The sequence below is a fragment of the Neobacillus piezotolerans genome, assembly GCF_003362805.1.
GTDB lineage: Bacteria > Bacillota > Bacilli > Bacillales > Cytobacillaceae > Bacillus_D > Bacillus_D piezotolerans.
This window is the reverse complement of record NZ_QNQT01000001.1, coordinates 99,339-123,825: the sequence shown is the minus strand read 5'-3', so window position 1 is coordinate 123,825 and position 24,487 is coordinate 99,339. Positions and strand designations below refer to the sequence as shown.

General features: G+C 40.2%; 21 protein-coding genes and 1 pseudogene. 7 read left to right on the top strand and 15 right to left on the bottom strand.

Annotated elements, in window-relative coordinates:
• Nucleotides 1–46 precede the first annotated feature (46 nt).
• Nucleotides 47–466 (top strand): metallothiol transferase FosB, encoded by a 420-nt coding sequence (gene fosB / locus DRW41_RS00690; protein ID WP_115450043.1) that lies wholly within the window; start codon nucleotides 47–49, stop codon nucleotides 464–466.
• Between the two features lie 78 nt (nucleotides 467–544).
• Here fosB and DRW41_RS00685 read toward each other — a convergent pair whose 3' ends face one another.
• Nucleotides 545–1,813: an OFA family MFS transporter gene (locus DRW41_RS00685; RefSeq protein WP_115450041.1), complete on the bottom strand. Its 1,269-nt coding sequence runs from the start codon at nucleotides 1,811–1,813 to the stop codon at nucleotides 545–547.
• 286 nt (nucleotides 1,814–2,099) lie between these two features.
• Nucleotides 2,100–2,861, bottom strand: coding sequence for an SDR family NAD(P)-dependent oxidoreductase (locus DRW41_RS00680; protein ID WP_115450039.1), 762 nt, complete (start codon nucleotides 2,859–2,861; stop codon nucleotides 2,100–2,102).
• 1,088 nt (nucleotides 2,862–3,949) lie between these two features.
• Between DRW41_RS00680 and DRW41_RS00675 the strand changes: the two genes are divergently transcribed.
• Both DRW41_RS00675 and DRW41_RS00670 read left to right on the top strand, forming a co-directional pair.
• Nucleotides 3,950–5,050 (top strand): metallophosphoesterase family protein, encoded by a 1,101-nt coding sequence (locus DRW41_RS00675; RefSeq protein ID WP_115450038.1) that lies wholly within the window; start codon nucleotides 3,950–3,952, stop codon nucleotides 5,048–5,050.
• Nucleotides 5,051–5,329: 279 nt separating this feature from the next.
• Nucleotides 5,330–6,097, top strand: coding sequence for a SurA N-terminal domain-containing protein (locus DRW41_RS00670; protein WP_115450036.1), 768 nt, complete (start codon nucleotides 5,330–5,332; stop codon nucleotides 6,095–6,097).
• A gap of 176 nt (nucleotides 6,098–6,273) precedes the next feature.
• Here the strand turns inward: DRW41_RS00670 and DRW41_RS00665 are convergent, their stop codons facing one another.
• The 4 genes from DRW41_RS00665 to DRW41_RS00650 form a co-directional block, all read right to left on the bottom strand.
• Complete coding sequence (locus DRW41_RS00665; RefSeq protein ID WP_115450035.1) at nucleotides 6,274–7,473, bottom strand: polysaccharide deacetylase family protein; 1,200 nt, start codon at nucleotides 7,471–7,473, stop codon at nucleotides 6,274–6,276.
• A gap of 299 nt (nucleotides 7,474–7,772) precedes the next feature.
• Entirely contained in the window at nucleotides 7,773–8,159 is a 387-nt protein-coding gene (locus DRW41_RS00660) for an immunity 22 family protein (RefSeq protein WP_115450033.1), read from the bottom strand.
• Nucleotides 8,160–8,205: 46 nt separating this feature from the next.
• On the bottom strand, nucleotides 8,206–8,577 hold the full coding sequence (locus DRW41_RS00655) for a hypothetical protein (RefSeq protein WP_115450032.1): 372 nt from the start codon (nucleotides 8,575–8,577) through the stop codon (nucleotides 8,206–8,208).
• Between the two features lie 426 nt (nucleotides 8,578–9,003).
• Nucleotides 9,004–10,179, bottom strand: coding sequence for a NupC/NupG family nucleoside CNT transporter (locus tag DRW41_RS00650; protein WP_115450031.1), 1,176 nt, complete (start codon nucleotides 10,177–10,179; stop codon nucleotides 9,004–9,006).
• Between the two features lie 454 nt (nucleotides 10,180–10,633).
• On the opposite strand from DRW41_RS00650, the gene DRW41_RS00645 reads away from it, so the two are divergent.
• Both DRW41_RS00645 and DRW41_RS00640 read left to right on the top strand, forming a co-directional pair.
• Entirely contained in the window at nucleotides 10,634–11,029 is a 396-nt protein-coding gene (locus tag DRW41_RS00645) for an ArsR/SmtB family transcription factor (protein WP_181884357.1), read from the top strand.
• The gene (locus DRW41_RS00640) at nucleotides 11,030–11,485 is read left to right on the top strand and encodes an SRPBCC family protein (protein ID WP_245959299.1); all 456 of its coding nucleotides are present in this window, start codon (nucleotides 11,030–11,032) and stop codon (nucleotides 11,483–11,485) included. It begins immediately after the preceding gene.
• Nucleotides 11,486–11,526: 41 nt separating this feature from the next.
• Here the strand turns inward: DRW41_RS00640 and DRW41_RS00635 are convergent, their stop codons facing one another.
• The 9 genes from DRW41_RS00635 to DRW41_RS00595 form a co-directional block, all read right to left on the bottom strand.
• Nucleotides 11,527–13,143, bottom strand: coding sequence for an FMN-binding glutamate synthase family protein (locus DRW41_RS00635; protein WP_115450028.1), 1,617 nt, complete (start codon nucleotides 13,141–13,143; stop codon nucleotides 11,527–11,529).
• A gap of 37 nt (nucleotides 13,144–13,180) precedes the next feature.
• Complete coding sequence (locus tag DRW41_RS00630) at nucleotides 13,181–13,810, bottom strand: NAD(P)H-binding protein (protein ID WP_115450027.1); 630 nt, start codon at nucleotides 13,808–13,810, stop codon at nucleotides 13,181–13,183.
• A gap of 731 nt (nucleotides 13,811–14,541) precedes the next feature.
• Entirely contained in the window at nucleotides 14,542–16,398 is a 1,857-nt protein-coding gene (locus tag DRW41_RS22765) for a P-loop ATPase, Sll1717 family (RefSeq protein WP_181884356.1), read from the bottom strand.
• A 678-nt stretch (nucleotides 16,399–17,076) separates the two neighbouring features.
• Entirely contained in the window at nucleotides 17,077–18,183 is a 1,107-nt protein-coding gene (locus DRW41_RS00620) for a D-TA family PLP-dependent enzyme (RefSeq protein WP_115450026.1), read from the bottom strand.
• A 16-nt stretch (nucleotides 18,184–18,199) separates the two neighbouring features.
• Nucleotides 18,200–19,303, bottom strand: a complete 1,104-nt coding sequence (locus tag DRW41_RS00615) for a threonine synthase (RefSeq protein WP_115450024.1) — start codon at nucleotides 19,301–19,303, stop codon at nucleotides 18,200–18,202.
• A 73-nt stretch (nucleotides 19,304–19,376) separates the two neighbouring features.
• Nucleotides 19,377–19,751, bottom strand: a complete 375-nt coding sequence (locus DRW41_RS00610; RefSeq protein ID WP_115450023.1) for a RidA family protein — start codon at nucleotides 19,749–19,751, stop codon at nucleotides 19,377–19,379.
• 11 nt (nucleotides 19,752–19,762) lie between these two features.
• Complete coding sequence (locus tag DRW41_RS00605) at nucleotides 19,763–20,407, bottom strand: helix-turn-helix transcriptional regulator (RefSeq protein ID WP_115450021.1); 645 nt, start codon at nucleotides 20,405–20,407, stop codon at nucleotides 19,763–19,765.
• A 309-nt stretch (nucleotides 20,408–20,716) separates the two neighbouring features.
• Complete coding sequence (locus DRW41_RS00600; protein ID WP_142752162.1) at nucleotides 20,717–21,853, bottom strand: phosphotransferase; 1,137 nt, start codon at nucleotides 21,851–21,853, stop codon at nucleotides 20,717–20,719.
• Nucleotides 21,832–22,113 (bottom strand): hypothetical protein, encoded by a 282-nt coding sequence (locus DRW41_RS00595; RefSeq protein ID WP_115450018.1) that lies wholly within the window; start codon nucleotides 22,111–22,113, stop codon nucleotides 21,832–21,834. The genes DRW41_RS00600 and DRW41_RS00595 overlap by 22 nt, the downstream gene beginning before the upstream one ends.
• Before the next feature lie 651 nt (nucleotides 22,114–22,764).
• On the opposite strand from DRW41_RS00595, the gene DRW41_RS00590 reads away from it, so the two are divergent.
• The gene (locus DRW41_RS00590) at nucleotides 22,765–24,183 is read left to right on the top strand and encodes an IS1182 family transposase (RefSeq protein ID WP_181884355.1); all 1,419 of its coding nucleotides are present in this window, start codon (nucleotides 22,765–22,767) and stop codon (nucleotides 24,181–24,183) included.
• Nucleotides 24,149–24,448 (top strand): annotated as a pseudogene (locus tag DRW41_RS23730) (transposase); the annotation flags it as partial. The gene DRW41_RS00590 and the pseudogene DRW41_RS23730, both read left to right, overlap by 35 nt.
• Nucleotides 24,449–24,487 lie beyond the last annotated feature (39 nt).

Here is a 24,487-nt window from a genome sequence, read left to right as displayed (position 1 = left end):
CGCCAGCCGAAGGGCTGGCTTTTTCCATAAGAGGGGGTTGAGGGGTTTGGCAATTAAGGGGTTGAATCATTTTTTGTTTTCGGTGAGTGATTTGGAGCGGTCGGTGGCTTTCTACCGGGATGCGCTTGGTGCGAGGCTGCTGGTAAAGGGGCGGAGTACGGCGTATTTCGACCTGGCGGGGATGTGGCTGGCGCTGAATGTGGAGAAGGATGTTCCGCGGAACGAGATTCGGGAGTCGTATACGCATGTGGCGTTTTCGGTGGATGAGGCGGAGTTTGATTCGATGATTGAGCGGCTGAAGCGGCTGGGTGTGGAGATTCTTCTTGGCCGGGAGCGGGATGAGCGGGATAAGCGGTCGGTGTACTTTATGGATCCGGATGGACATAAGTTTGAATTCCATACGGGGACGCTTGAGGATCGGCTGGCATATTACCGGGAGGACAAGGGGCATATGGAGTTTTACTGATTTAGCTTTTATTTAAATCATGGTAAAAGGGATGCCTTCCAAAAAAAGGCATCCCTTTTGCTTTTGTTAAATAACATTTTATCCTATTGCAACTTCTTCTTTCCTATTAAAATCTTCACTTTCCACGTTTACTTTTTCAGGTTTGACAACGAATATACTGATTAAGGTTGCGATGGCGAACAAAGCCATAATGACATATAACACCATGTCGTAGGATTGTGTCTTTTCAAGAACATATGCGCTTAGCTGGTTGCCTGTCAGTCCTGCCCATGCCCAGGCGGATAAGGCTAATCCATGTACTGTTGAAATGCTGTTTAAACCAAAGCGGTCGGATAATAGTGGCGGTAAGGATGAGAATCCACCACCGTAACCTGCATTCACGAAACAAAGCAAGGCGATTATCAGGATTGCGATCGATTGATTAATCCCATCAAACACAACGGTGAGTAGTATCGCTGTAATTGATGAGATAAAAATAATTTTATAGATTGAGTTACGGTCTTTTAATCGGTCACCCCATGAAGAGAAAACGATCCGTCCGCCAGCATTGAAAATGGCTGTTAACGAACTCACTAAACCAATGGCCCCAAATCCAATGAATGCCAGAATGCCTTTTTCTTGTGAAATTAACGCTAATCCACATGTAATATTAATATAGAACATCAGCCAAATACCGATAAACGTTTTATTTGTTAACGCCTTTCGATAACTAAAGCTCTTGCTTTGGGCAGTTTCTTCTTCATAACCGGCTGGTTTCTTCAAAGCTAAGTGTCCAGCAAGCATCATCACTAAATAGAGCCCTGCCAAAATATAAAACATGGTATAGATATTGGCGGGATTTACTAAAATACCTTCATTGTTTCTTTCTCCGAGGAGCTTTTCCATTAACGGACTAGCAATGACCTTCGCTAAGCCAAAGCCTGCAACCGCAAGTCCTGTCGCCAGCCCTTTTTGTTCCTTGAACCAAAGCATTAATGTTTTTACTGGTGTTAAATACCCGATTCCGAGTCCAATGCCCATTACAATTCCATAAGAAAAATAAATGCCGATCAGTGACTTTTGATAGATAAAGAAACCTGTTCCTGCCATCCCGGCAACAAAAAAGATGGCCGCAATGAGTGACGACTTATGGATGTCTTTTTCGACAAATTTCCCGCCAAACGCCGCAGACATACCGAGAACAAAAATGGCGATACTGAATGCCCATTCCACTTCACTTACCGGTTTCCCAATGTAAGAGGCAATATCGCCCTTAAACAATGACCAACAGTAGACTGTCCCAATACTACAGTGAATCAATAAAGCTGGAAGTACAGCTCGGATCCACTTATTTTCAAACTTGTTCATATAACTACCCCTCCATTATCACTCAACCTAAATTACGAACATTTAATTACATTTAAATATATATGTTCGAATTTCATTAGAAAAATATATAATTTTCATGAGAATTTAGGTTAGATTTTTATTATTTACGAACGATTATATACTATCTTTAAACATAAATAAATAGTAATTGTTATATTTAAATAATTAAAATTTCCGTGTTTTAATAGAAAAAGCGCTTCCCATATTAGGCAAGCGCTTGCAAATTATTCTTTTCATTCCGAGCAATATGTATATTACCTGCATTCTAAAAATTCATTCTAGATTGTCCGCCATCGACATTTATACTTGCGCCGACAATCCAGGATGCTTTTTCGGAGGCGAGAAATGCTGCGACATTCGCGATTTCTTCGGGGGTGCCGAAGCGGCCGGCTGGTATTTCCTTCTTTACGAATTCTTTTATGCCTTCCGGGTCAGCTTCCAGGCGTTTTTTCCAATTGCCTGTTTCGTGCAATATGCTGCCTGGCGAGATGCTGTTAACCCTGATTCCATTGGAAATTACCTCGTCAGCAAGTGACTTGGTGAAACTGATCAAGGCTGATTTCGCATTGTTGTACGTAACCTTCCCTCCGCTTTCCCTGCCGAAAATGGATGTAATATTAATGATTGAACCTGATTGTTGCTTTTTCATATGTTCGATAGCCAATTTACTTAAATGGACGGCTGAAAAATAATTCAACTCCATTGCCTCATAGTATAAACCCAGGTCTGTTTCTGCTGCTTTCCCGCCATTGCTTCCGCCTGCGTTATTGATTAATACGTCAATTGTTCCGTATTTTTCAACAAAAGAATGGATAAGTTTCTCGCGTTCTTCCGGATTGGTAATATCCGCTTGAAAAATGGCGGCGTTGCCTTCAAGTTCTTCCTTTGCCTTATTCAGCGCTTCCATCCCCCGAGCCGAAATTGCAACATTCGCCCCTTCTGCCACAAACGCCTTGGCAATGGCTTTTCCAATTCCCTTTGAGCCGCCAGTGATAAGTACATTTTTCCCGCTCAATTTTAAATCCATCGTAAACTGCTCCTTTACTTTTAAAAACTAGGTTCATTATATCCTTTGAAAAAGATTATTTCATAGCAGGCTTTTTGCAGCTAAGCTTAGCCTTTAAATTGGAAATTATCACGGTTTACAAAAATTCTTCAATTTAAATTGAATGTCCAATCCTTTTCCCAGGATTTTTCTACACTAGAAAACCATTCTTTTGAATTGGATTGACACAAAAATATTACCACGTTTCAAGGGTAGAACAGAAATATACTTAATATTTAGCTGTTTGACGAATTGATTATCGCTCATTCATGTTTTATTTTTAAAAAATAGGATAATTACAAAAGTAGTATGGATTACGAAGTTTGAAATTCTATAAAATATGGTATAATAGTTTCTGTTTGGACGTATATACTAATAAAGACCGAACATGCTGGTACCATGTCCGGTCTCCAATAGTCGGTTCTCGCAAGGGGCCGGCATTGGGGCAGTTAATCCACCTGAGGGAGCACTCGAGGGTGGATTATTTATTTTGTGTAAAAGCCAGTATTGTGACAACGAATCCCGCGAATGTAATCATTAGCGTCAGCGATTCGTATATTGTCACCGGCATCACCCCTTTCAACTAGGAGTTACCGGGCCACCCTTGGACAAACCTCTCCCATTGTCCTTTTATTATACCACCTCCCGCATATAAATACGGACATATATTCGCATAAAGTAGGAAGCAGGAGGTTGGGAAATTACTAAAAAAGGTATTTTGGGGTTTAAAAATCGTTTTGGTTGGCAATTGATTCTATTTGGTAGTTTATTAATCTTTTCTTTTTTCATTCCATCCTCCTTCCCACTAAAGTAACTCACATCTCCGCAAAGGCATTTGCAATCTCTATATTTATTTCCTTTTTAGAAAAACATATTGTCCGTACAAAAGATTGCAAGACTGAATGGCTACCAGTCTTGCGATCTTTTTACATTTATTAATATTGTATTAATAATGAATTAATGGAGTTATCTTATGCTAATAGTAGGCCGCCCGCCAAATGGAAAAGGAGGTGCAAATAGTAAACTGAAGCGTTTATTTTCAACTACATACTTTCGAAAGGGGTAATTTTATGAAATCGAAGTCATTAACAGGAATTATCGCTATTGCCATTGCTTTCCTCTTTATTACAGCCAGCTTCACCAATTCTTCGGTCCAGGGGAAGGCAAATGAGAGTAAAAAGCTGCAGTTTAACCCGGATGGAAAGTATAAAATTGTACAATTTAACGATATTCAAGATGATGAGGTTATCGATTCCCGAACGATTAAACTAATGAATACAGTACTCGATAAGGAGAAACCAGGTTTGGCCATTTTAAATGGCGACATGCTTAATGGCGACTTGGACACAGCGGAAGAGGTAAGGCAAGCCATCGATGCGATTGCAAAACCAATGGAAGATAGGGGCATCCATTGGGCAGTTACTTTTGGCAACCACGATGAAGACCATACGCCAAAGACCGGTATGAGTGAAGAAGATATGCTGGAGGTTTACATGTCCTATGAGCACAATGTAAACAAACCGGGTCCTCAGGGGATTACTGGAACCGGAAACACTAACCTGGTTATTAATAACTCTAAAAACACAGAACCTGCATTTAATATTTGGTTATTTGACAGCGGCAGATATGCACCGGATGAAATCGCAGGGCAGGATTTTAAAGGTTACCAAACATGGGACTGGCTCCGCCATGATCAAGTCCAGTGGTATTATGAAACTTCAGAAAAACTGGAGCAAACAACCGGACGTAAAGTACCATCACTGGCCTTCATGCATATTCCACTCCCGGAATTTGAAACAATGTGGTACGCAAGCCCTTCTGAAAGAACAGAAGAAAGCCATCAGAAAGCAGTAGAAAAACATACAATCATTGGTGAAAAGAATGAATGTGTATGTACTGGTCCTTTTAACAGCGGAATGTTTTCGTCTATGCTGGAGAGAGGCGATGTGAAAGGCGTTTTCTCTGGCCATGACCATATCAATACATATGTTGGGGATTATTATGGCATCAAATTAGGCTACGCTGGTAACGTCGGGTTTGGAACCTATGGCTTGGGCGGCGATGATAATGATAGGCTGCGCGGAGCACGGGTATTCAACCTGGATGAAAATAAAGAGGATGTTCTGGTTGATACAAAAATGGTCTTCGCCAAAGATTATGGGATACAATAAACTAGTTTATCAACTGGTTAGAAAGCAATGAATTTGTTAAGCCACCCTTTATAAAATGGGTGGCTTTGTCTTGGTTTATTAGTGTACTTTCACATAACTTTTTAAAAAATAAACGCTTTTTTACAGGCACCTATTCCCATTTCAAATGTTTCAATCCTGTTATAAATATTAAAAAAGTGCGGATACTGTTTCCTTTTCGTACGATTATCTTTATAATGCGCACTAGATGATTTTTTTGAGGGGAAAATTATACTTCTAGCTTAAGTAAGGAGATATAGTATGAAAAAAATGATGTTTATATTGATGACCGGTCTGCTGGCCGTTGTTTTAGCAGCATGTGGAGGTAATGAGGAAAGCAAAGAAGCAAAAAATGATGATAAAGCAAAAACTGAGGAAACCGATTATCAGAAAGAACAGCAGAAGAAAATGGAAGAAATGCAAAAGAAGTTAAAAGCTCAGCAACTAGATGAAAAGAAGACAGTTGCGGTCGTGAATGATAAAGAGATTTTAGGAAGCGACTATAATAACGTTTTAGCATCTATCCAAGGACAAATGCAGCAAATGGGACAAGATCCGACTTCAAAAGAAGCTGAAGAGCAAGTGAAAGCCCAAACCATTGACAGCTTAGTTGGACAAACTCTTCTTCTTCAAGACGTAAATAAAAAAGGTTATAAAGTTTCCGATGCAGATGTTAAAAAACAACTGGACGAACTAAAAAAACAGTTTAAAACAGAAAAGGAATTCGAAGCCGCTCTGAAAAAATCCGGCATCGATATGAAAACACTTGAAACTCAAATAGCTGATGATATTAAGCTTAAACAGTATTTTGAGAAAGAAGTACCGGCTGGCGATGTAACCGATGAAGAAATCCAAAAAATGTATGATCAATATGCGGAACAAGGAAAGAAAGCTGGACAAGAAGTTCCAAAGCTTGAAGAGTTAAAGCCGCAAATCGAACAATCTCTTAAACAGCAAAAGCAGCAGGAAAAACTCGGACAGAAGGTTGAAGCGTTAAAGAAAAATGCGAAGGTTGATATTAAGATTTAAGGTGTTATAAATGAACGGCTCAAGGGGCTGTTGGCAAAAGCTCTTTTAAACGAAAAAGAAGATGAATCTCTACGGATGCAGGGTTCATCTTCTTTTTTATTCACTGCATTATGTGTATCTGAACAAAAATACTTACAAATATAGACGCTCAATCCTGAATAACAGTATACCGGATTTTATTTCTCTTCCTTAAAATACCGTTCAGGTCGACTCTCTCTATCTACTACATAATCAGCGTCCAGTAAATCCGTTAATAGATGCGGTTGCTCAATCAATGCCATACCATCGATACGACGGCGATCTTGAGTATATACATTATCCATGACTTCTGTAAATGTTGTGGGTCCAACTGCAGCGATCACCTCATACCCTTCTTCGGCTAGATATTGAAACTTTTCCCCTCCATGTTTTACACGGGAACCAAAAGGATAAAAGTACAAGTGGGTGGGTCCAGTTATAATTTCCACTTCTTCTTTCCAGCGTTTCGTGTCACGTTTCACGCGTTCTAATGTCGCCTTCCCGATATCAATATGAGCGTAAGAGTGATTTCCGAACGTCCAGCCGGTTTCTTTGAGGCGCTTTACTACAGCGATTGCTTTCTCCTTCTCTTTCTCATAATGAGGGGAATCAAGATTGTCAGTCCGATACCCAAGAACCCCTTCGTATCCAGTCAAAGCAATGACTCCCTTTGCTCCTTCATATGAAAAATCAGGATTTTCGTCGACAAAAGTATCCAGGATCGGAATGATTTCATTTTCGTAAGAAATCACTTCTTCCCCTTTCGGATTAATCGAATAGGTGGCTACACGACCGTCATTATCCAAAATTAGTTGATGAACGTTTCCTTGTTCTCTCATGTATTTGTAGTAGTTCACATCATCAATGGAAATGACCAATGGTTTCTTCCCTTCAGGAAGTTCAAGCGTTTTTTCCTTGATCTTTCCATCTACCTTTTCATAGACATCTTCCAAGTGAACTAGGATGAAATCATGTTTATACAATTCTTCCAAAGTTCTATTAAACTCGTCGACGGTGACGAACCAATCATTGTACCCTTGAGCTTGTGGACCTGAAAAAGACAGTTCCGGGTACGCCATGAGAGGATGGAAAAAGATGTGTTCGACTCCCCCCTCATAAGGAACAAGGGTCACTTTTTCCTCCTTACCTTCCTTTTCCTTGGCCTCTTCTAGAACATTTTCTTCATTATCCTCTTTACTTTCATTATAGTTTTCTAGTTCACTTTCAGATGAGGGTTCGTCACCTTCCTCAATTATCTCTGTAGCCTCATTCTCGTTTTGATTCACAGGCAAGGATACTTCTTTACCAGAGCAAGCTGACAAAAAAAGTAAAATGGATAAAAAGAGGCAACGTTTCATTTTTTAGTTCTCCTCTCCCTCTTGCATGAATCTAATTTCTCCTGTTATCGATTAAATGGCCTTTAACCTTGCTGTTCTTTAACATTATAAATAGTTCCATTTTTTTAAAACAATGCAACATTATTTTAAATCCATAACTGGTAAGCCTAGAACCAGCATCGGGAACCGAGGACCAACAGAACATCATATTGGATAGTAAAGTGCAGGAAAGCAAATCGAGAGCCGGTACTTTTCAATACTTATGAGTTCAGCGAATCAATGTTGATAAAAAAGATAGCGCCAATCACATTGGATTGGCACTATCTATATTGCACGGCCCCTATATAATGCAGCGTGTTCAAACCACTCTTGGCCACTTCTACTCCTGGACTGTAATGAAAATTATATAATAATAGAACGGCGTTTACATTTTTAGGCGCATTTTTTGAAAACATCTCATGGAATTTTGGTATGATGGCCTCATCATAAGATGCCCCTCCCAATAGTTCGTTTAGAGTTGAAAGTGGTTGTTGATAGAATACAGCCTCCCGGAAATCCGGGTCATAATCCTCAATGGAAAAATCCTTTTCAAAATTGGAAGGAATGGCATCTCCATCTTCGTCATATTCGATGAAGAGATATTCCCTGAAATCTTCCGAAGATCTAAACTCCCCTACCCATAATGAAACGTATCCCTCTAGCTCCATAATATCCCCCCTTTATACCTTTGGTTTTCTTACTTCAGGTACATTTTCAACATTCATGACCCGTCTCCAAATCATTGGTGATTTGCTCAAGGAAGTCCCAATTAACTTCGTCATTAAGTTCGTATGCAATGTGTTCAATTAGCTTGAATGCCTGCTGGTCCATTCCGGCATCGTATCCATACTTGGAGAAGTATTGATTTTTAAAATAGACATACCAATAATACTGGCTATAAAGGATTTGTTCGGTGGTAAAAGGAGAACCGGCTGTTATTTCCTGGCCGAATTCCTTTAAGATCAGAAAATAATGAAGTACCTTCTCCAAGTCTTCATCAACGATTGTTATTATATTTGTTAAATCCAGCTTAGGCTGGAAGATTTGGAATAACTGTTCAAGTTGGTCTCTAGTAATAATCTTCATTTGAACACCTTATTCGGGGAAGTATTTGTTCTAACTCCTATACCATCTGGCTGTTCCTCTCAACCCGGACAATATATAATTAAATGTACTATATATTGGAAACTCATTAAAGGATAATTTGTAGTTTTGCTACCACCTCCCTGACAATAAAAGCAATGACACATTATTGGAGGAAACGCTTATCCTAAGTACAAAAGGTTTAACTAAGGGAACTTACCAGCTTACAATTACACTTGATGACGGAACATCGCAAAAAGTTGTTTTTGGATTAAAATAACATTATTCTTAAGGAGGCTGGCTCAAAAGATCCCCTAAAAGGCGATTTTTTTGGAGCGGCCTCCTTCTTTTTAGTTTGGCAGACTGGCTTTTATAATAAAAAAACCCCCTTCAGCATAAGTTGCCGAAGAGGGTTGGGCTTCTTGACTATTAGAGGAACAATCCTACAATTGTACCTGTTAGGACTGAGCCCATTGTTGCGACGAACAATACCTTTAAACCAACCTTGGCCAAGCGGCTTGCCTGTTCGCCATTGATGGCTTGTACAGTTCCGAGGACAATTCCGATGGAAGAGAAGTTGGCGAAAGATACAAGGAATGCTGAGACGATCCCGACAGTTTTCGGGCTCATTTCAGGGATGATTTTCATGAAATCAAGCATTGCCACGAATTCATTGGCAGCTACCTTTGTTCCCATGACGGACCCGGACCTGACGATCTCAGATGCTGGAATCCCCATCATGTAAGCGACTGGGGCAAAGACATACCCTACTATTTCCTGGAACGTCATACCCACTAAGTTCTCTAGAACAAAGTTGATCATCGCCAGCAAGCCGATATACGTGATGAGCATTGCGCCAACGATCAAAGCGGTTTTTCCACCGATCAATGCGCCGTTTCCGATTGCTTCGAATAGTGATTTCTCAGGAATCATTTCTTTAATATCAATGTCGTCGTCTTCTTCTTTCGACACTGGGCTAACCATTGAAGAAAGAATCAAACCGGAGAAAATGTTAATCGGTAACGCTACCAAAACAAACTCCGCGGGAATCATTTGCATATAAGCACCTAGGATTGAACATGATACAGCAACCAAAGATGATGTGACAACGATAAAGAGACGGTTTGGAGTAAGCTTGTGAAGCTGCGATTTTACAGACAGGATTGCAGTTGTATCACCGAAAACCATTGAGTTTACAGCTACAAAGGATTCAATTTTCGGAAGGCCAGTTACTTTGGCAACGGCACCGCCGATGTATTTAATGGCGAGCGGGAGAATCCTTAAATACGTCAAAATGGAAAGCAATGCCGATACGAACACAATCATCATTAAAACGTTAACGAAGAAATAGTTTTTACCTGCCAGATCGCCGAATACGAACGCGATCCCTTCGTTCCCAAAAGAAAGAACCTTATTAAACACATTAACGATGCCATGCAGCACTTTTTGGCCGATTGACGTATTGAGCATGAACCAAGCTATAACCAGCTGAACCGCGAGCATGATTCCGACTGCGCGAAAATTAATGTTTTTCTTGTCGTTAGACATAAGCCAGGCCAAGGCTATGAGGGCGATAATCCCGATAATTCCAATTACGATAGACATTTTACCAACTCAACTCCCATCTATGAAAGAGCAGCTAACCTTTTTAAATCAGTCGCTATGGGGTTAACGCTTTCATTTTCATTGTTATTTCGAAATAATTATAGCACGGATTCGCACATTTGCTAGCCTTATTTTGAACATAAATACACTCTATATATAGTTAAGTGTTGTTTTCTCATTCCAGTTCTGGAAAATATATTAATTTGGCTTTAAAGTTGAAATTTTGTAAATAATAATTAAAAAATTATGAACAAAAGAAAAAATAATCTTCGTTTTTATGTATTGTTACCCTATTTTGCCCATTTATGACTTTGCTATTCGCGGCCTCTTTTTGTTTAACTCCCCACCTAAAGACTTATATTGAGAAATTAAATCCTACTTATTAACTATTTTTGAATAATTATTATTGAAATGGGCATTGGTTTTTATGCCAATGCCTTCCCAGCAATTTGACATGGATAAGAAGTGTGGTTTATATTTAATAAAATACTTAATTAAGGAGTCTTTTAAATTGTCAGCAAAGGATACACTTAGCCTCATTTTCGCTGCGCTTGCCGAACCTACTCGCCGGAACATCCTGACCAGGCTGTCACAGAGGCCCGCGACAGTTGGGGAGGTCGCCGAGCTCTTCGAGATAAGCGCACCAGCGATTTCCCAGCACCTCAAAGTGCTTGAGCGAGCCGGGCTGATCGAACGTACAAAAAACGCCCAGTGGCGGACCTTGACGCTTCGCACCGAGCCTCTCGATGAGGCATCGGCCTGGGTCGAGAAGCACCGCCGCGAGTGGAACCAGCGTTTCGACGCACTGGAAGAACACCTCAAAACCATGGCCAAAAAGGAGGAAAAATGAATGAACATGCCTACATCCGCACCTGAGTTCACAATCACCCGCACCCTGGATGCCCGCCGCGAGCTCGTGTGGCGCGCCTGGACAGAACACAAGGAGCTTGCCGAATGGCTGCCTTCAACACCCTTGGAGTCCATCTCTTTCGACTTCCGAAAAGGCGGGCGCTACCGTTACACGATGGTCAACCATGAAACAGGCGAGAAGTTTCACACCGGAGGAGTGTTCCTCGATGTCGTACCTTTCGAACGACTCGTCTTCACCTGGGGTTACCCCGATTCTCCAATTGAGGGCTCGCCTGTCGTGACACTGACCCTCACGGAACAAGGCGACCGCACCGAAATGACCTTCCACCTGCGCGGATTCGCCGGCCACCCAGGCGATCAGTACGTTTACGATGGATGGGCCGATGCGCTCGATGACCTGGGGTCGCACGTGCACGGCCAGAAGCGGCAGAAATAATGAAGCAGGGGACGTCACAACGCGTCCCCTGCTTTATTGCTTCATTTAGCTGCTCTTTCTTTGTCCCTGATTTCCTCGACTTTGTCGGGGGTAAGAATGATGTCGCCGACGGATGATACCCTTCCCCACTCATCCTTATAAACGATGTGTTTTCGCTCGAATTTCACCGGTGTATCGATGCCCGCTGCCGCCGCGAGGTTGAACAGCCCTTCGCGCAGCGAAATGACATAGTTGGCGACACGGTACATTTTTTCTTCTATGACCAGGCCGTCCTGGAGCTTTGGATCGGTCGTTGCAACCCCCGCCGGGCAGGCGTTCGTGTGGCACTTACCGGCCATAATGCAGCCGATGCTGATCATAAAGCCGCGCGCGATGTTGACAAGGTCCGCGCCCATCGCGAGTGAGATTGCAATTTTATCGGGCGTAATGAGCTTCCCGGATGCAATGAGTTTCACCCGATCCCGCACATTATATTTCTTCAGCATTTCATCGACAACCGGCAGCGCCGATTGGATCGGCAGCCCGACGGCATCTGCGAGCTCCTGGTAGGTGGCGCCGGTTCCGCCTTCCCCGCCGTCGACGGTGATAAAATCAGGGCCCATTCCGGTATCCTTCATGATCGAAGCCATCTCTTCCAACGAATCAAGGTCCCCGACAACAATTTTTATTCCGACCGGCTTTCCGCCGACATCCCTCATCCGCTCGATAAAATCAAACATCTCATGATAATCGCTGAATTCATAAAACCGGTTCGGGCTGTTAATCGTTTTGCCTGGCTCGACAAGGCGGATGCGCGCGATTTCTTCCGTCACCTTCGCGCCTTCGAGGTGGCCGCCGCGGATCTTCGCGCCCTGGGCAAGCTTCAGCTCGAACGCCTTAACCTGTTCGATCTCACTTTTCCGCTTGAATTCTTCCCAGGAAAACTCCCCTCCCGGCGTCCGGACGCCAAACAGGCCGGGGCCAATCTGCATGATAATATCGGGGTTCCCGGCAAGATGGTATTCGGAAAGCCCGCCTTCCCCCGTATTCATCCATGTCCCGCCAGCAATCGCGAGCCCTTTCGAAAGCGCGGTGATCGCGTGTTTGCCGAGCGCGCCGTAACTCATCGCGGATTGCCCGACAAGCCCTTTTACCTTGAACGGTTTCCTGCATGTATTGGCGCCGATGATCACAGCATCTTCATCATGCAGGTAAAACGGATCCACCTGCTTTTCCTCCCGATGTTCCCTCCTTGTGATAAGGCCATCCTCATCGACTTTATAGACCATCGTATTGATTTTCTGGCTGTTGTCGATCCGCAGCTCCTCGCGCTGCTTCGGGAACATGCTGTTTCTTATATAATAGCCGCTTTTTGAAAAATCGCGTTCCGACCCGAACCCGATCAGCCGCTCCTTGTATTTGCCCGCCTTTACGACATCCTCGAATTCCTTCCTCGGGAATGGAGTACCCTCAAGATTGCTCTGGAACAAATATTGCCTGAGTTCGGGACCGATGTGCTCGGCCATGTACCTGATTCGGCCTACCAACGGGAAATTCCTCAGGATGGAGTGCTGCTTCTGCGTATCGTCCTTCCGATACACGTATGCGGCTGTCGCGGCGGCTCCAAGCAAGGCGGTTCCTTTCAAAATCGCGGGAAGAATCTTTTTCATCTCCGACATCGTATCACCCTTCGTTCGAAAGTTTTTTCATTCGGCACTATAATTCGGTCAATGCCTGGCGGATCGGCGTCTCCCCTGACGTTACTGTGATGGTTTTGTTAATAACGGAGTCCGCTTCAAGTGCCTCGACTAACACAGAGGCGAGATCTTCTTTCGGAATCTCGCCTTTTTCAAAAGCAAGGGTTTTGGCAACTTCGACTCTCCCCTTTCCAGGCTTGTCCACAGGGGCGCTCGGCCTGATGATCGTATAGGCGATGCCTTCCTTCCTTAAAAGCTCTTCAGGCATTTGTTTCGCACCCGTTGTTCCAGACCCACTCGTATCCGTTTCATCATCCCTCAAGGCACTTAGCAGGACAAAGAGCCTGACCCCGTATTCTTTGGCTGACTTGATGGAATCAAGAACGAGCTCGTGGTCGATAAGGATTGGCTTGCTCTCGCCCGTCCTTGGACTCGCACCGCCTAAGTAAATCACCGCGTCACAGCCTGTGAAAGCGCTGGAAAAATCATTCCTATCCGTCCTTAAAACATCGCTCGCGCCAAGTTTCTTTAAGCCTTCCTCTTGGTTTTCCGAACTTGCCAAAGCAACCGCCTCATGCTGCTTCTCGGCAAGCAGCTTAACCACGTGCTCCCCCGCCAAATCTTCCGTTCCAATCACGAGAACTCGCATCCTATTCCTCCTCCGGGGTTAATTGGGTTTATGCTGGGTTGATTCTGCACCACCCTCCGTTTTCCAAACACTAAAACACCACCGCCGAAAAACTTCCAAGCGAAAGAATATACAATTAGGTTTCCTTCTTACATTGGACTTTTCCACCTACACTTAGGTGTAAACTTACTAACAAGGAGGGAATGATATTCTTCCTTCCGATTCATGCTTCCTATCTGGCAAATTATGAATCAATGTTTACCCTCGCTTCTTTAAATGATATGGGTAGTTTCACTTTATCTTCTTTCGTTTTGTGCTAGAGACTGGTGGATAGGAAAAATCACCATTTAATATTACCTTTCAGATGTTGTTGATATTGAATTTAGAAATATATGTTTTACTGATTTAGATTAGGGATTCTTAAGCTTTGCCGTTCTGGTGAATGAAGCGGAGTTTACCAAAGTGGTGAAATAGTTAATTGTTTCAACATAGGGATTCTTTCTTGGAGGAGGCACGCTGACCTAAATAATCGAGGTGTAAATTTAGTATGTTTGAAAACCCATAAATGAGTTTCATGCAGGTATAATAGAGGATTATTGATGTATTTTCGAAAGAGTGTAGGCAAATGAAATTCATTATATTTCATACATTTCTCTTATTTTTTTACATTTAGAAAACTTAGGGAGTTGGGATTTTTACCCACCTCCCTAATTATTTTCTTAGAAATGGTCTATTAATAGCTTTCCTTTTCTTTAGTTCGTTATTAGAGTTTGGTTTTCTAAAACCCAACTTCTGTGAAGAGAATCATAATTTAAAACCTTTACAGTAACTTGTTTCCCAATATTAAAATATTCATTAATATCTCTAACAAATCTATTGGTAACCTTAGAAATATGAATACTCCCTTTATATTTCATTCCGTTATCGTGAATATCCACAATTACCCGGTTAGGATAAATACGTGTAACAACAGCATCATATATTTCGTTGGGTTTTAACGCTGTGGAATCATAATTATATAGATCTGTTTGATTTTTTTCTTTTTTAGCTTTTGTTACAGAGAGGGCCGTATTTAGACCGTTATGTATAACAAAAAGCCATCCTTCGTCAATTATGACTCTTTCATCACTTTTATGTTGCCAGCGATGTGACTTTAAATACGGATTATAGTTTCCGATTATCCCCACTCTATATATATCTTCAAGTAGGGTATTTAATCTTTTTACCTTTTCATTATCTACAGAAAAGTTTTCAATCCTTTTTTTGAATTCTAATAAAGAAAACGGTGATTTAAAACCTCTAATCCAAGATAACATTTCTTCCATCTCATCTGGCTTATATATAGCATTGAGTTCCCCGCAAATTTCCTCTAAACTTTTATTTGAATACTCTTTGATACTATGATTCATAACTTCTTGATCAATAAATTTTCTATTTGAAACAGTACTGTTTTTAAAAGCACTTATTAGTCTAATGACATCTCTAGGTTTATTCCACAGGCTATTTAAAATATAGTTAACAACTTTTTCTGAATTATCATTTTGTTGAAACCATGCATTATAAATTTCTTCAAGATTGTTATATCTAATTCTTTTTGATGCATCTGTAAGTTCTAATCTTTTTAACAAAATTTTAAATAATGGATGTTCGATTGCATTTGTGTTGGTATAATTCCAATTAAGCTTGCATTCAAACCCACTAATTATTTTATTCAGTTCTTTTGTTGGTATGTATCTATAAATACTATTAACTATTTCAGTTCTAATTGAACATATTAATTTTGTTTTCCCCATTTCCGAAGAAGCAATTAAAAAGTTTATTTCCTTTATAGCTAAGATTAAGTCTCTTAGCATTATTAAATCTCTTTTAAATGTATTCTCATCTGCATAAAAAGCCTCTAGTTCGTCAATAAACATATAATATGGAATATCAGTTCGTTTTAATTTCACAAATAATCTTGTACATTCTTTAACTCTTTCATCAAACAAGGTAAGATCTTTTACACTTATATCTTTTTCAAAGTCTATTTCTGCCCCGGATGTAATGTTACCATCCTTTGTAACCCCTGCAATTAATTTAATCTTATTTGGAACACTTATTTGTCTTTGTTTATAGTTAAGTATTTTAATTGATTTTACTATTTTGGAGAAATCTGCCCAATTTTCGTCATTAATGAATAAATTACAACTATTTTCTTCATTATCATCAACAATTCTTTGAAAGATAATTATTTTCCATAAATCGTGAAAATCATTCACATTTTGCATAATTCCTTGTTCAAAATTAATAGATTGAATGAGTCTTTTTGCAGCAGAATCTATTTTAACTTTTTCTAAATCTTTAAAATCTGACTTAAATAGAATAAAAGAGGTACACGTTAGAGGATCTTCTTTTAGACAAATTGATTCAATATAATATAATAAGGCCGTTTTTCCTACTCCCTTAAACCCGTTAATAAGAAATTTGGGACCACTTATTAGATCATTAATGTCATAATTAGGTGGAGCAACAAAACATTGTAAAAAAGTTTCTTCCGTTCCATAACTAATCTCATCTTTTGCATCTAGTTGTCCCATATAAATTTCTCTAATACTAGATTCTTTACTCATTCTACTACCCCCTCAAAACATTATTTACAAAATTCAACACATTTTTACACCATTATAACCTATTGAAATAATTGAACATACCAATCATAATAGCCTATTTAAAAATATTTTTTAGCTCCTGCTAATTTATATAACTGTTTACAGTTGATTACGATACGGAAAAGGACTTTGACGTGGTGGTCGAGTGTACTATAGTAAATCTTCTGAAATATTGAGCCTAAATAAACGGAATAAGTAGTGCTTGTTGAAATCGTTTATCTATATTTTTCATAGGTTTGAGTACAATATGTGAAGGGATTTTGGAAAGCTGCATATAATCGGAGGAACATGAACACAAGATTATAAATATAAAGGAAAGGGCCAAGTTTCCTTTTTAGGAATGGCTCTTCCTTCTGTTATCTTCCATTTAGTCCATTTATTTATAACATTTGCATAGTTGCAACAGAGATGTATTCAAATATTTCTTATAGAATATTATAGATTCTAATCTTTATTCCTTTTAGCTGTACCCTGTTTAAATAACCTACTTTTCCCCTTTAACGTTTTTATATGATCGAATAATGGGTAATTTCCCAAATCAGTCATTTGGTTCATAGTAAAAAGAATGTTCCTGAAAAGAAAAAGAGTCCCAGTTTACTAGACTGAAACTCCACCTAAAAAGTGTGCCAAAATAACCATTCACTGCAGTTTTGCCCGACAGTCGACAGCGATTTCTTCAACAACTTCTCCTTCCGAGATTAAATAGGCTTTTTCATATAAATTACAAACCGGACAAATATGGTTTGGTATAATCCGCACTTTATCTCCTATAGTCACTTGATTGGAAAAGCTTTCATTGTAAATGATGGCGTGTTCGTCGAAAACTCCGTGAATATGGACATCGTCAAATTCCTTTATGCGGCCGAGGCCTTTTGTTGCTGTATGTCCTATACTTCGCGTTTGGGCTGTAATTCCTTTTGCCCCTACATCCGTAATCACCCGTTCTTTAGTGGGTTTGCTGATAATTGTCGTAAGAACGGTTGCCGCACAGCGGTCATATGTGCCGATTACGTTTGCCTGCGAGGAATCCATAAAAATATACGTACCCGGCCTGATTTCTGTAACCCCGTTTGGAATCTCGAAATTTAGCATGAAAGGAGGAGTGGAACCGATGCTAACGACCTTTGGCTTTAGCCCCATTTCTTCCGCTAGTTTTGCAAAGTGCAACGTTCGGTTTACACTTTCAAGATAAAGCTCTTTGCATTCATCTATGTTTTGCGCTTTATAAGAATGCCCATCGTGAGAAAAGACCCCTATGAACTCCACATTTTTACAGGCCTTAACAGCCTCCAATAATGTCCGGAAATCATTTTCTTCAATAATCCCAGAGCGCTGTTCGCCTACTTCAATTTCTACAAGAACCTGGGCTCTTTTTTCCGCCCCTTCAAAAACCTCTTCGATTTGATTGACTTGATACGTATTATCGATACCAAACGAGATATCAATCGTCTCGGCTAATTTTCGAATCCGCTCAACTTTTGATTTTCCAACAATCTCGTTGGCGATAAAAATGTTTTTCAAACCGTTATTAGCCATGACCTCGGCTTCGCCCACTTTTGCTACGGTGATTCCAGCAGAACCTAACTCCTCTTGCAATCTAGCAAGCTTGGGCATCTTATGAGTTTTTGTATGCGGGCGTAATTGTACGTTATATTGATTGGCATAGTTTTGCATTGAGTGAAGATTATCCATCATAATTTCTTTATCAATTAATAGCGCAGGTGTATCTAGCTCGAAATAGTTCATCTGCTCGTCTCCTTTTTTAATTTGACTTAATTCCCGCACCACAAAGAGGAATGATAAATTTTTCATCCGCTGCCTTTTTATATTTTAAATATCCTGCATAGTTCGCTGCTGTTGTGATTTCCACATAGAATCCTTTGTCAGCAAGCATTTTCCGAGCCCTCTCAATTTCATCCTCTTCGATGCCGATAAATGAACCATTTGTTTCACGGACAGCCTCCAAGATTTGACTGGAGCGTGCCGGTGCTGCAATGGCAATCCCTTCTGCTAAAGTCCCTTTATTCGTTACAGGTTCTGCTTGTTCGAGCCCGTATTCAAAAGCACGTACAAGAGGCGCGCAGTTTGCTGCCTGGATTGCAATGATCTTCGGCATTTTTTCGATTAATTTGTTTTCAACTAACTCTTTAAACCCGTAGTACGCGCCAAGTACAAGTGTACCGTTGCCGACCGGGATGATTAATGCATCAGGCACTTCTTTTAACTGCTCGTAAATTTCATAAGCGTACGTTTTGGTTCCTTCATAAAAATAAGGATTATACACATGGCTTGCGTAAAAAACCTTTTCTTCGTCTACTGCTTTTTGTGCCGCGGCCGCAACGTCCTCGCGTGTACCATGAATTGCCTTTATCGTGGCTCCATGTGCCTTTACTTGAGCAATCTTTTTCGGTGACGTTTCATCACTTAAATAAATATCACAGGCAATATTGCAACGTGCCGCATATGCCGCAATCGCGGTTCCTGCATTACCGCTGCTATCAGCGATCACTTTTGAAACGCCCATTTCTTTCGCCTTCGTCATTAAAACAGCGGCGCCTCGGTCTTTAAAGGATAATGTGGGCATCATATAGTCAACTTTTACATACGTATTTGGCTCCAGAGGGTCTAGAACGATTAAAGGGGATTGGCCTTCACCCATTGTCACGGATTCCCATATCTTTGAATTCTTTGCAAATGGCATGGTTTCAACATAACGCCATAATGAGTTTGGATACTTATCCCAAGCAGCCACATCAATTTTCGGGGTATCTTTTACGATGTTTAATACTCCGCCACATTCGCATTTCCATAACGTTGGTGTACTATCATACTTATTGCCACAGCTGTTACAAATAAATTGTTCCATCCTTTGCCAACCCCTTCAGATACTTTTTTATAAAAAATAGACTTTTTTATATAAAGCGAGCAAAAAAATATAACTAAATAAACGCGATGGCTTCAATTTCAATTTTGAATCCAAAATGCAATTCATTCGTTGGCACAACCGTACGAGCTGGTTTATGTTCCCCGAAAAATTCCTTGTAAACAGCATCTACTTTATCCCATAACTTCACATCTGGAATATATAATGTCATTCGCAAAATCTGCTCTTTTCTGCTTCCAGCATTTTCTACAATCATTTCGACATTTTTAAGTGCTTGCAAAGTTTCTTCTTCGATGGTGCCAAATTTCTTTTCACGGGTCTCTGGATTAATGGAAAATTGTCCAGATACATAGACAGTGTTCTGATGAACAGTTGCCAGTGCATAGTGTCCATTTGATTTTAAATTTCCGACTTCAAATATGCTTTTCATTTGGCTTCTCCCTACCTTGATTTATTCTTGATTTCATCCAAATAACTGTAAACGGTTACTTTGGAAATACCTAATAAAGATGCGACCTTGTCAACAGATCCTTTCATTAAAAAAATGCCTTTCTCGTCCATAAATTTGATTAATTCAATTTTATCTTGGCGTTTCATGCCTGGATGCACACTGTTCTCAATAATTTGCTGAATCAATTGGTCCACGATTCCTTCAACATTTTCAATCTCATCATCTGATTTTGTTACAGGCTCTTCAGGTTTTATCGGAAGGAAGGTACTTATAAATTGCTGCATTTGATTCATTGCTCCAACATCGAAATTTATGCAGAAAGCGCCAATCACATTTTGCCTGGAATCACGTATTAATGAAGTCGAAGAACGGATTGTCCGCCTGTCTTCTGTTACAAATGTATAGCCTGCTAGATAATCTTCCTTAAAATCTTCTGACCGCAATACAGTCGTCACGAGGTGATCGAACGATTGACCGATTTCCCTTCCTGTAACATGGTTATTGACTGTAAACATGACCGAGCTTCGAGGGTTGGCCAAATCATGTATAACGACCTCGCAGTTCGGCCCAAACATTTTTGCAGTAGCTTTTGCTATTGGAATAAAATTCTCTAAGACCTTCTTACTATCTTCCATGTCTACCTACCTCATTTTTTAATGTCCATTTAATTATATATTTTTTTCTGTAAAAAATCAGTATGTAGAATTTTTTATATAATTTTTTAAAAAAATATTCTAACGGATTCGGTTTTGAGGTGCAAAAATCAAATTAACAGTACTATTCAAATAGTAATCAGCGCTAGAATTAGCAGGCAATTCGGTAAGTATTATCGAATAGAAGAATGGTTGGATTGCTCCAACCATTTTATTTCGCATTATTTTCTTTAACATGAGCACCCGTATGTTGAATACGATTACATACTATTCAGGCTTCATCTTTTTGATTTATTGATTGGTTTTTCTAAAATCATTTAGAGCTACCGACACTTCTCGGTTGGGTTCAAATTGCCTCGAAAGTAAATATAGCCTTACTTCACGATCTTCTTGACTCCCCTTTTCTTCTAAAATCTCCGTGGAATCGGCGGCGATATCTGCCACTATACGTTCATTTCGATAATATGTTAGAACTAATTGATCAATCTGGGTTGCACCGTACCCTTTATAAAAGGCGTCTATATTTTCATTTTTAAAACGATGCCCCCCACCGATAAACATCAAATCCCTTTCCTTTGGAGCTAATATAGGACTATCCCAGTCAACAATTAACATTTTTTTATTTTTATCTATCACAATGTTCCCTGGATGTAAATCTGCATGACAAAGCACATAATTGAATTTATGTTGTTTTAATTGTTCACTAATCCGTTCCGTGTTCTCTACCAATCCTATTATCTCCAGGCGATTTTTCTTCCAAAATTCCGCCAGGCTAGCTGATATAGGGTCATCGAAATTATTTGTATTTATTAGTTGGTCAAATTTTCTCACGGTACCGCACCACTTAGATGAAAAGTCCTCATTGGGAAGAAGCTGAGTAAGTTCGTCAGGTAATTCTAATGAATGGATTTCCTTTAATGTTTGCCCAAAACAAACCCATTGGGATTCAGATATTACCGTTTCGTATCCATTTTGACTCTCTATAAAAGGATAAATGGTCCATGTATATTCTTCCTCTTTTATCCAAAGTTGACGGGTTTTACTGTTCATTGGAGATATAACCCCTTCAATCCCATAAGAATGAAGATAATAAGGAACTTTAACACCAACTTCCCAAATTCCCCCTTTATTAAGTTTAAGAAAATATTTTTTATTTTCTATATCAGTCACCTGGTAGACACTTGCATTTGGATCATGTCCTATTGGCAGTAACGCTATGTTTTTAATCGAAAATCCATAATGTTCTTGTAAAACTTTAGCTATTGTTTCCGTAGATAAATGTTGGTTTGCTAACATAGGTTTTCCCCTCCATTGAATATTGTTTCTTAAACAATCCTGCTCCATTTGTTTAATAAAGAATTCAACAAAAAAGGCGATCAATCCTTCTTGGATCAACGCCCCAATAGTTAAACAATATTTTTTAGCCAAGTTAATATACGGAGAACTTGAAGTGGCTCAAACCACGTTATTAAAAATAAAATAATAAAGAAGGAAACAATTGAAATAAATTTTGTATATCCTTTTTCCTTTTTAAAGATAGCAATAAAACCAAATACAGCTCCCAAAAATATTAAAATAACTCCTATTAATACAATGGGTTCAGAATAACCCTCTATAAGCCAGTTTAATATAGAGGAGAGTAATCCTACTATAATAAATACGAGTGACAATATGCTGTATGATTTCAATATACATTCCCCCTTAAATTGATCGCAAAGAAATTTACGAATGGTTTCTGTAGCGGTAATACCTGAATCTGACTGGCATCATATGCCTGCTCTTGAACTCCTGCCATTCAACTTATTCCCCTTCACTATTCCGACTTTGTAAAAAAAAAATGGGTATTTCGTCAACAAGGTTGACTATTTAAATGTAAAGAAAAGCCCCCTAATTGTCAACCTAATTGACATTGAGGGGGAAGCACACATATGTAGTATATTTGTTGCCATTTTTACAAACACAGCCTGACCAGAAAAGCATTTTCTTTAAGCAGTATTGACTGCCTATTCCACTCATCACCTCTATATACAAATGTGAATTTGTAGTTACATGCATACACTTCTTTATTTTGATAAATAAAAATTGGCGATAAATGAACATAAAACAAGGACCCATTCTGAGGTCCTTGTTTTAAATTTCTTATTGAAGATAAGCACCCGTTAGTTTAAGTGACATTATTCACATTGTCATAAATTTTAACCTTAAAAATGGATGGGGCTGTCCCAAAAGTCATTAAAAAATGACTTTGGTGGCAGCCTTTTTTCTATAAATACAAAAAAATCGTCCTCTATTATAAAATGAAGTTACCACACAACACTTTAATAGGAGGACGATTTTCTATGAGTAATCAAATGATCACTACCCAAAATTATACCATCGAACAGACTTCTCTTCCATTATCAATTGAGGAAAAACCATTCCAACCTAAGACGGATGTGGATTCCTCAAATACAGACCGCAACCACTTCGAACCAGTGTTTATCCCTTACAACAACCAACAAGGCATGGCTATCTTCGACCTTCAGGGATTGATCCCTGAACATCATGTTGCCCGTGTCATCGACCGCATGGTCGAGTCCATTGAGGATAATATTTTCTACCAACACTATAAAGGCGGTGGACGAAGCTCCTATCATCCGAAAATGATGGTGAAGGTGCTTTTGTATGCCTATTCCCAGAAGGTCTATTCCTGCCGGGAGATTGCGAAGCTGCTGGAGGAGAACATTCCCGCCATGTGGCTCGCGGCGATGCAAAAACCCGACTACCGGACAATCAATCGTTTTCGAACCCACCAGATGGCGGAACTTTTGCCTTCCCTTTTTGAGGAGATGATTCTCAAACTGATGGAGGAAAAGTTCATCACCCTGGAAAACTACTTCCTCGACGGTACGAAAATTGAGGCCAATGCCAATAAACTTACGTATGTTTGGAAAAAAGCTATCAATAAAAATGAAACGAAGCTTTTGGCGAAAATCGAGGAAATGTACCAACAGATCCAGTCCGTTGCGAATCAGGAGAATGAAGACCTCCACGCGGAGGAGTCTAAGAAAGAATTAACGGTTGAGCAAAAGCTTCAAATGATCGAATCCGTCCTGGAGGAGGAAGTCGAACGGAAAAAGGTAGATTGGGAAACGGAGACCGAAAAGGAAGTCAGGAAGGAAAAGCGGCGTGTACTTGGAGGATTGAAAAAGTCATTGAAACTTGTCCGGAAGAACTTCATCCCCCGCTATCTGAAATACCAACACCAAAAAGAACTACTCGGCGACCGTAACAGTTATTCCAAAACCAATCCCGATGCAACTTTCATGCGGATGAAGGATGACCATATGAAGAATGGTCAGCTCAAGCCCGGTTATAATGTTCAGATGGCCACTGAAAATCAATTCATCCTGTTCTATTCGGTCCATCAACGTCCGACTGATACACGTTGCCTGATTCCGCATCTTGAAGCCTACCGGCAAACAAACCTTCCTATGCCAAAGAGAGTGGTTGCCGATGCAGGTTACGGCAGCGAAGAAAACTATCGCTACTTGATTGGGGACAGCGAGACAGAACCGATTGCCGAATTCCTCATTCCGTACAATACATATTTGAAGGAAAAAACAAAGGGCTATCGGCACAATCCATACAATGCAAAGAATTGGGATTATGTAGAAGAGGACGACTTGTTCATTTGTCCGAACGGCCGCCGTGTTCCCTTCAAGAAGTACATGAAGAAAAAGAATGCCTCCGGCTTTGTACAGGACTTCAAAATCTGAATGTGAAGACTGTAGTGATTGTCCACTGAAGGCCTTGTGCACAAAGGCGAAGGGGAACCGGCAGGTTCACTGGAACCCAGTTTATGAAGAATTAAAAGAGACGGCAAAGAAAGCCCTTGAAGATGAAACCCTTAAACATGTCTATTCCCGCAGAAAGATTGAAGTGGAGACAGTTTTTGGAATTCTCAAGGGCAATTTGGCGTTCCGTCAATTCCTGCTTCGGGGACTTGAAAAGGTCCAAACGGAATTTGGCATACTGGCAATGGCCCATAACTTGCTGAAAGTGGTGGGCCTATTGTGCAGA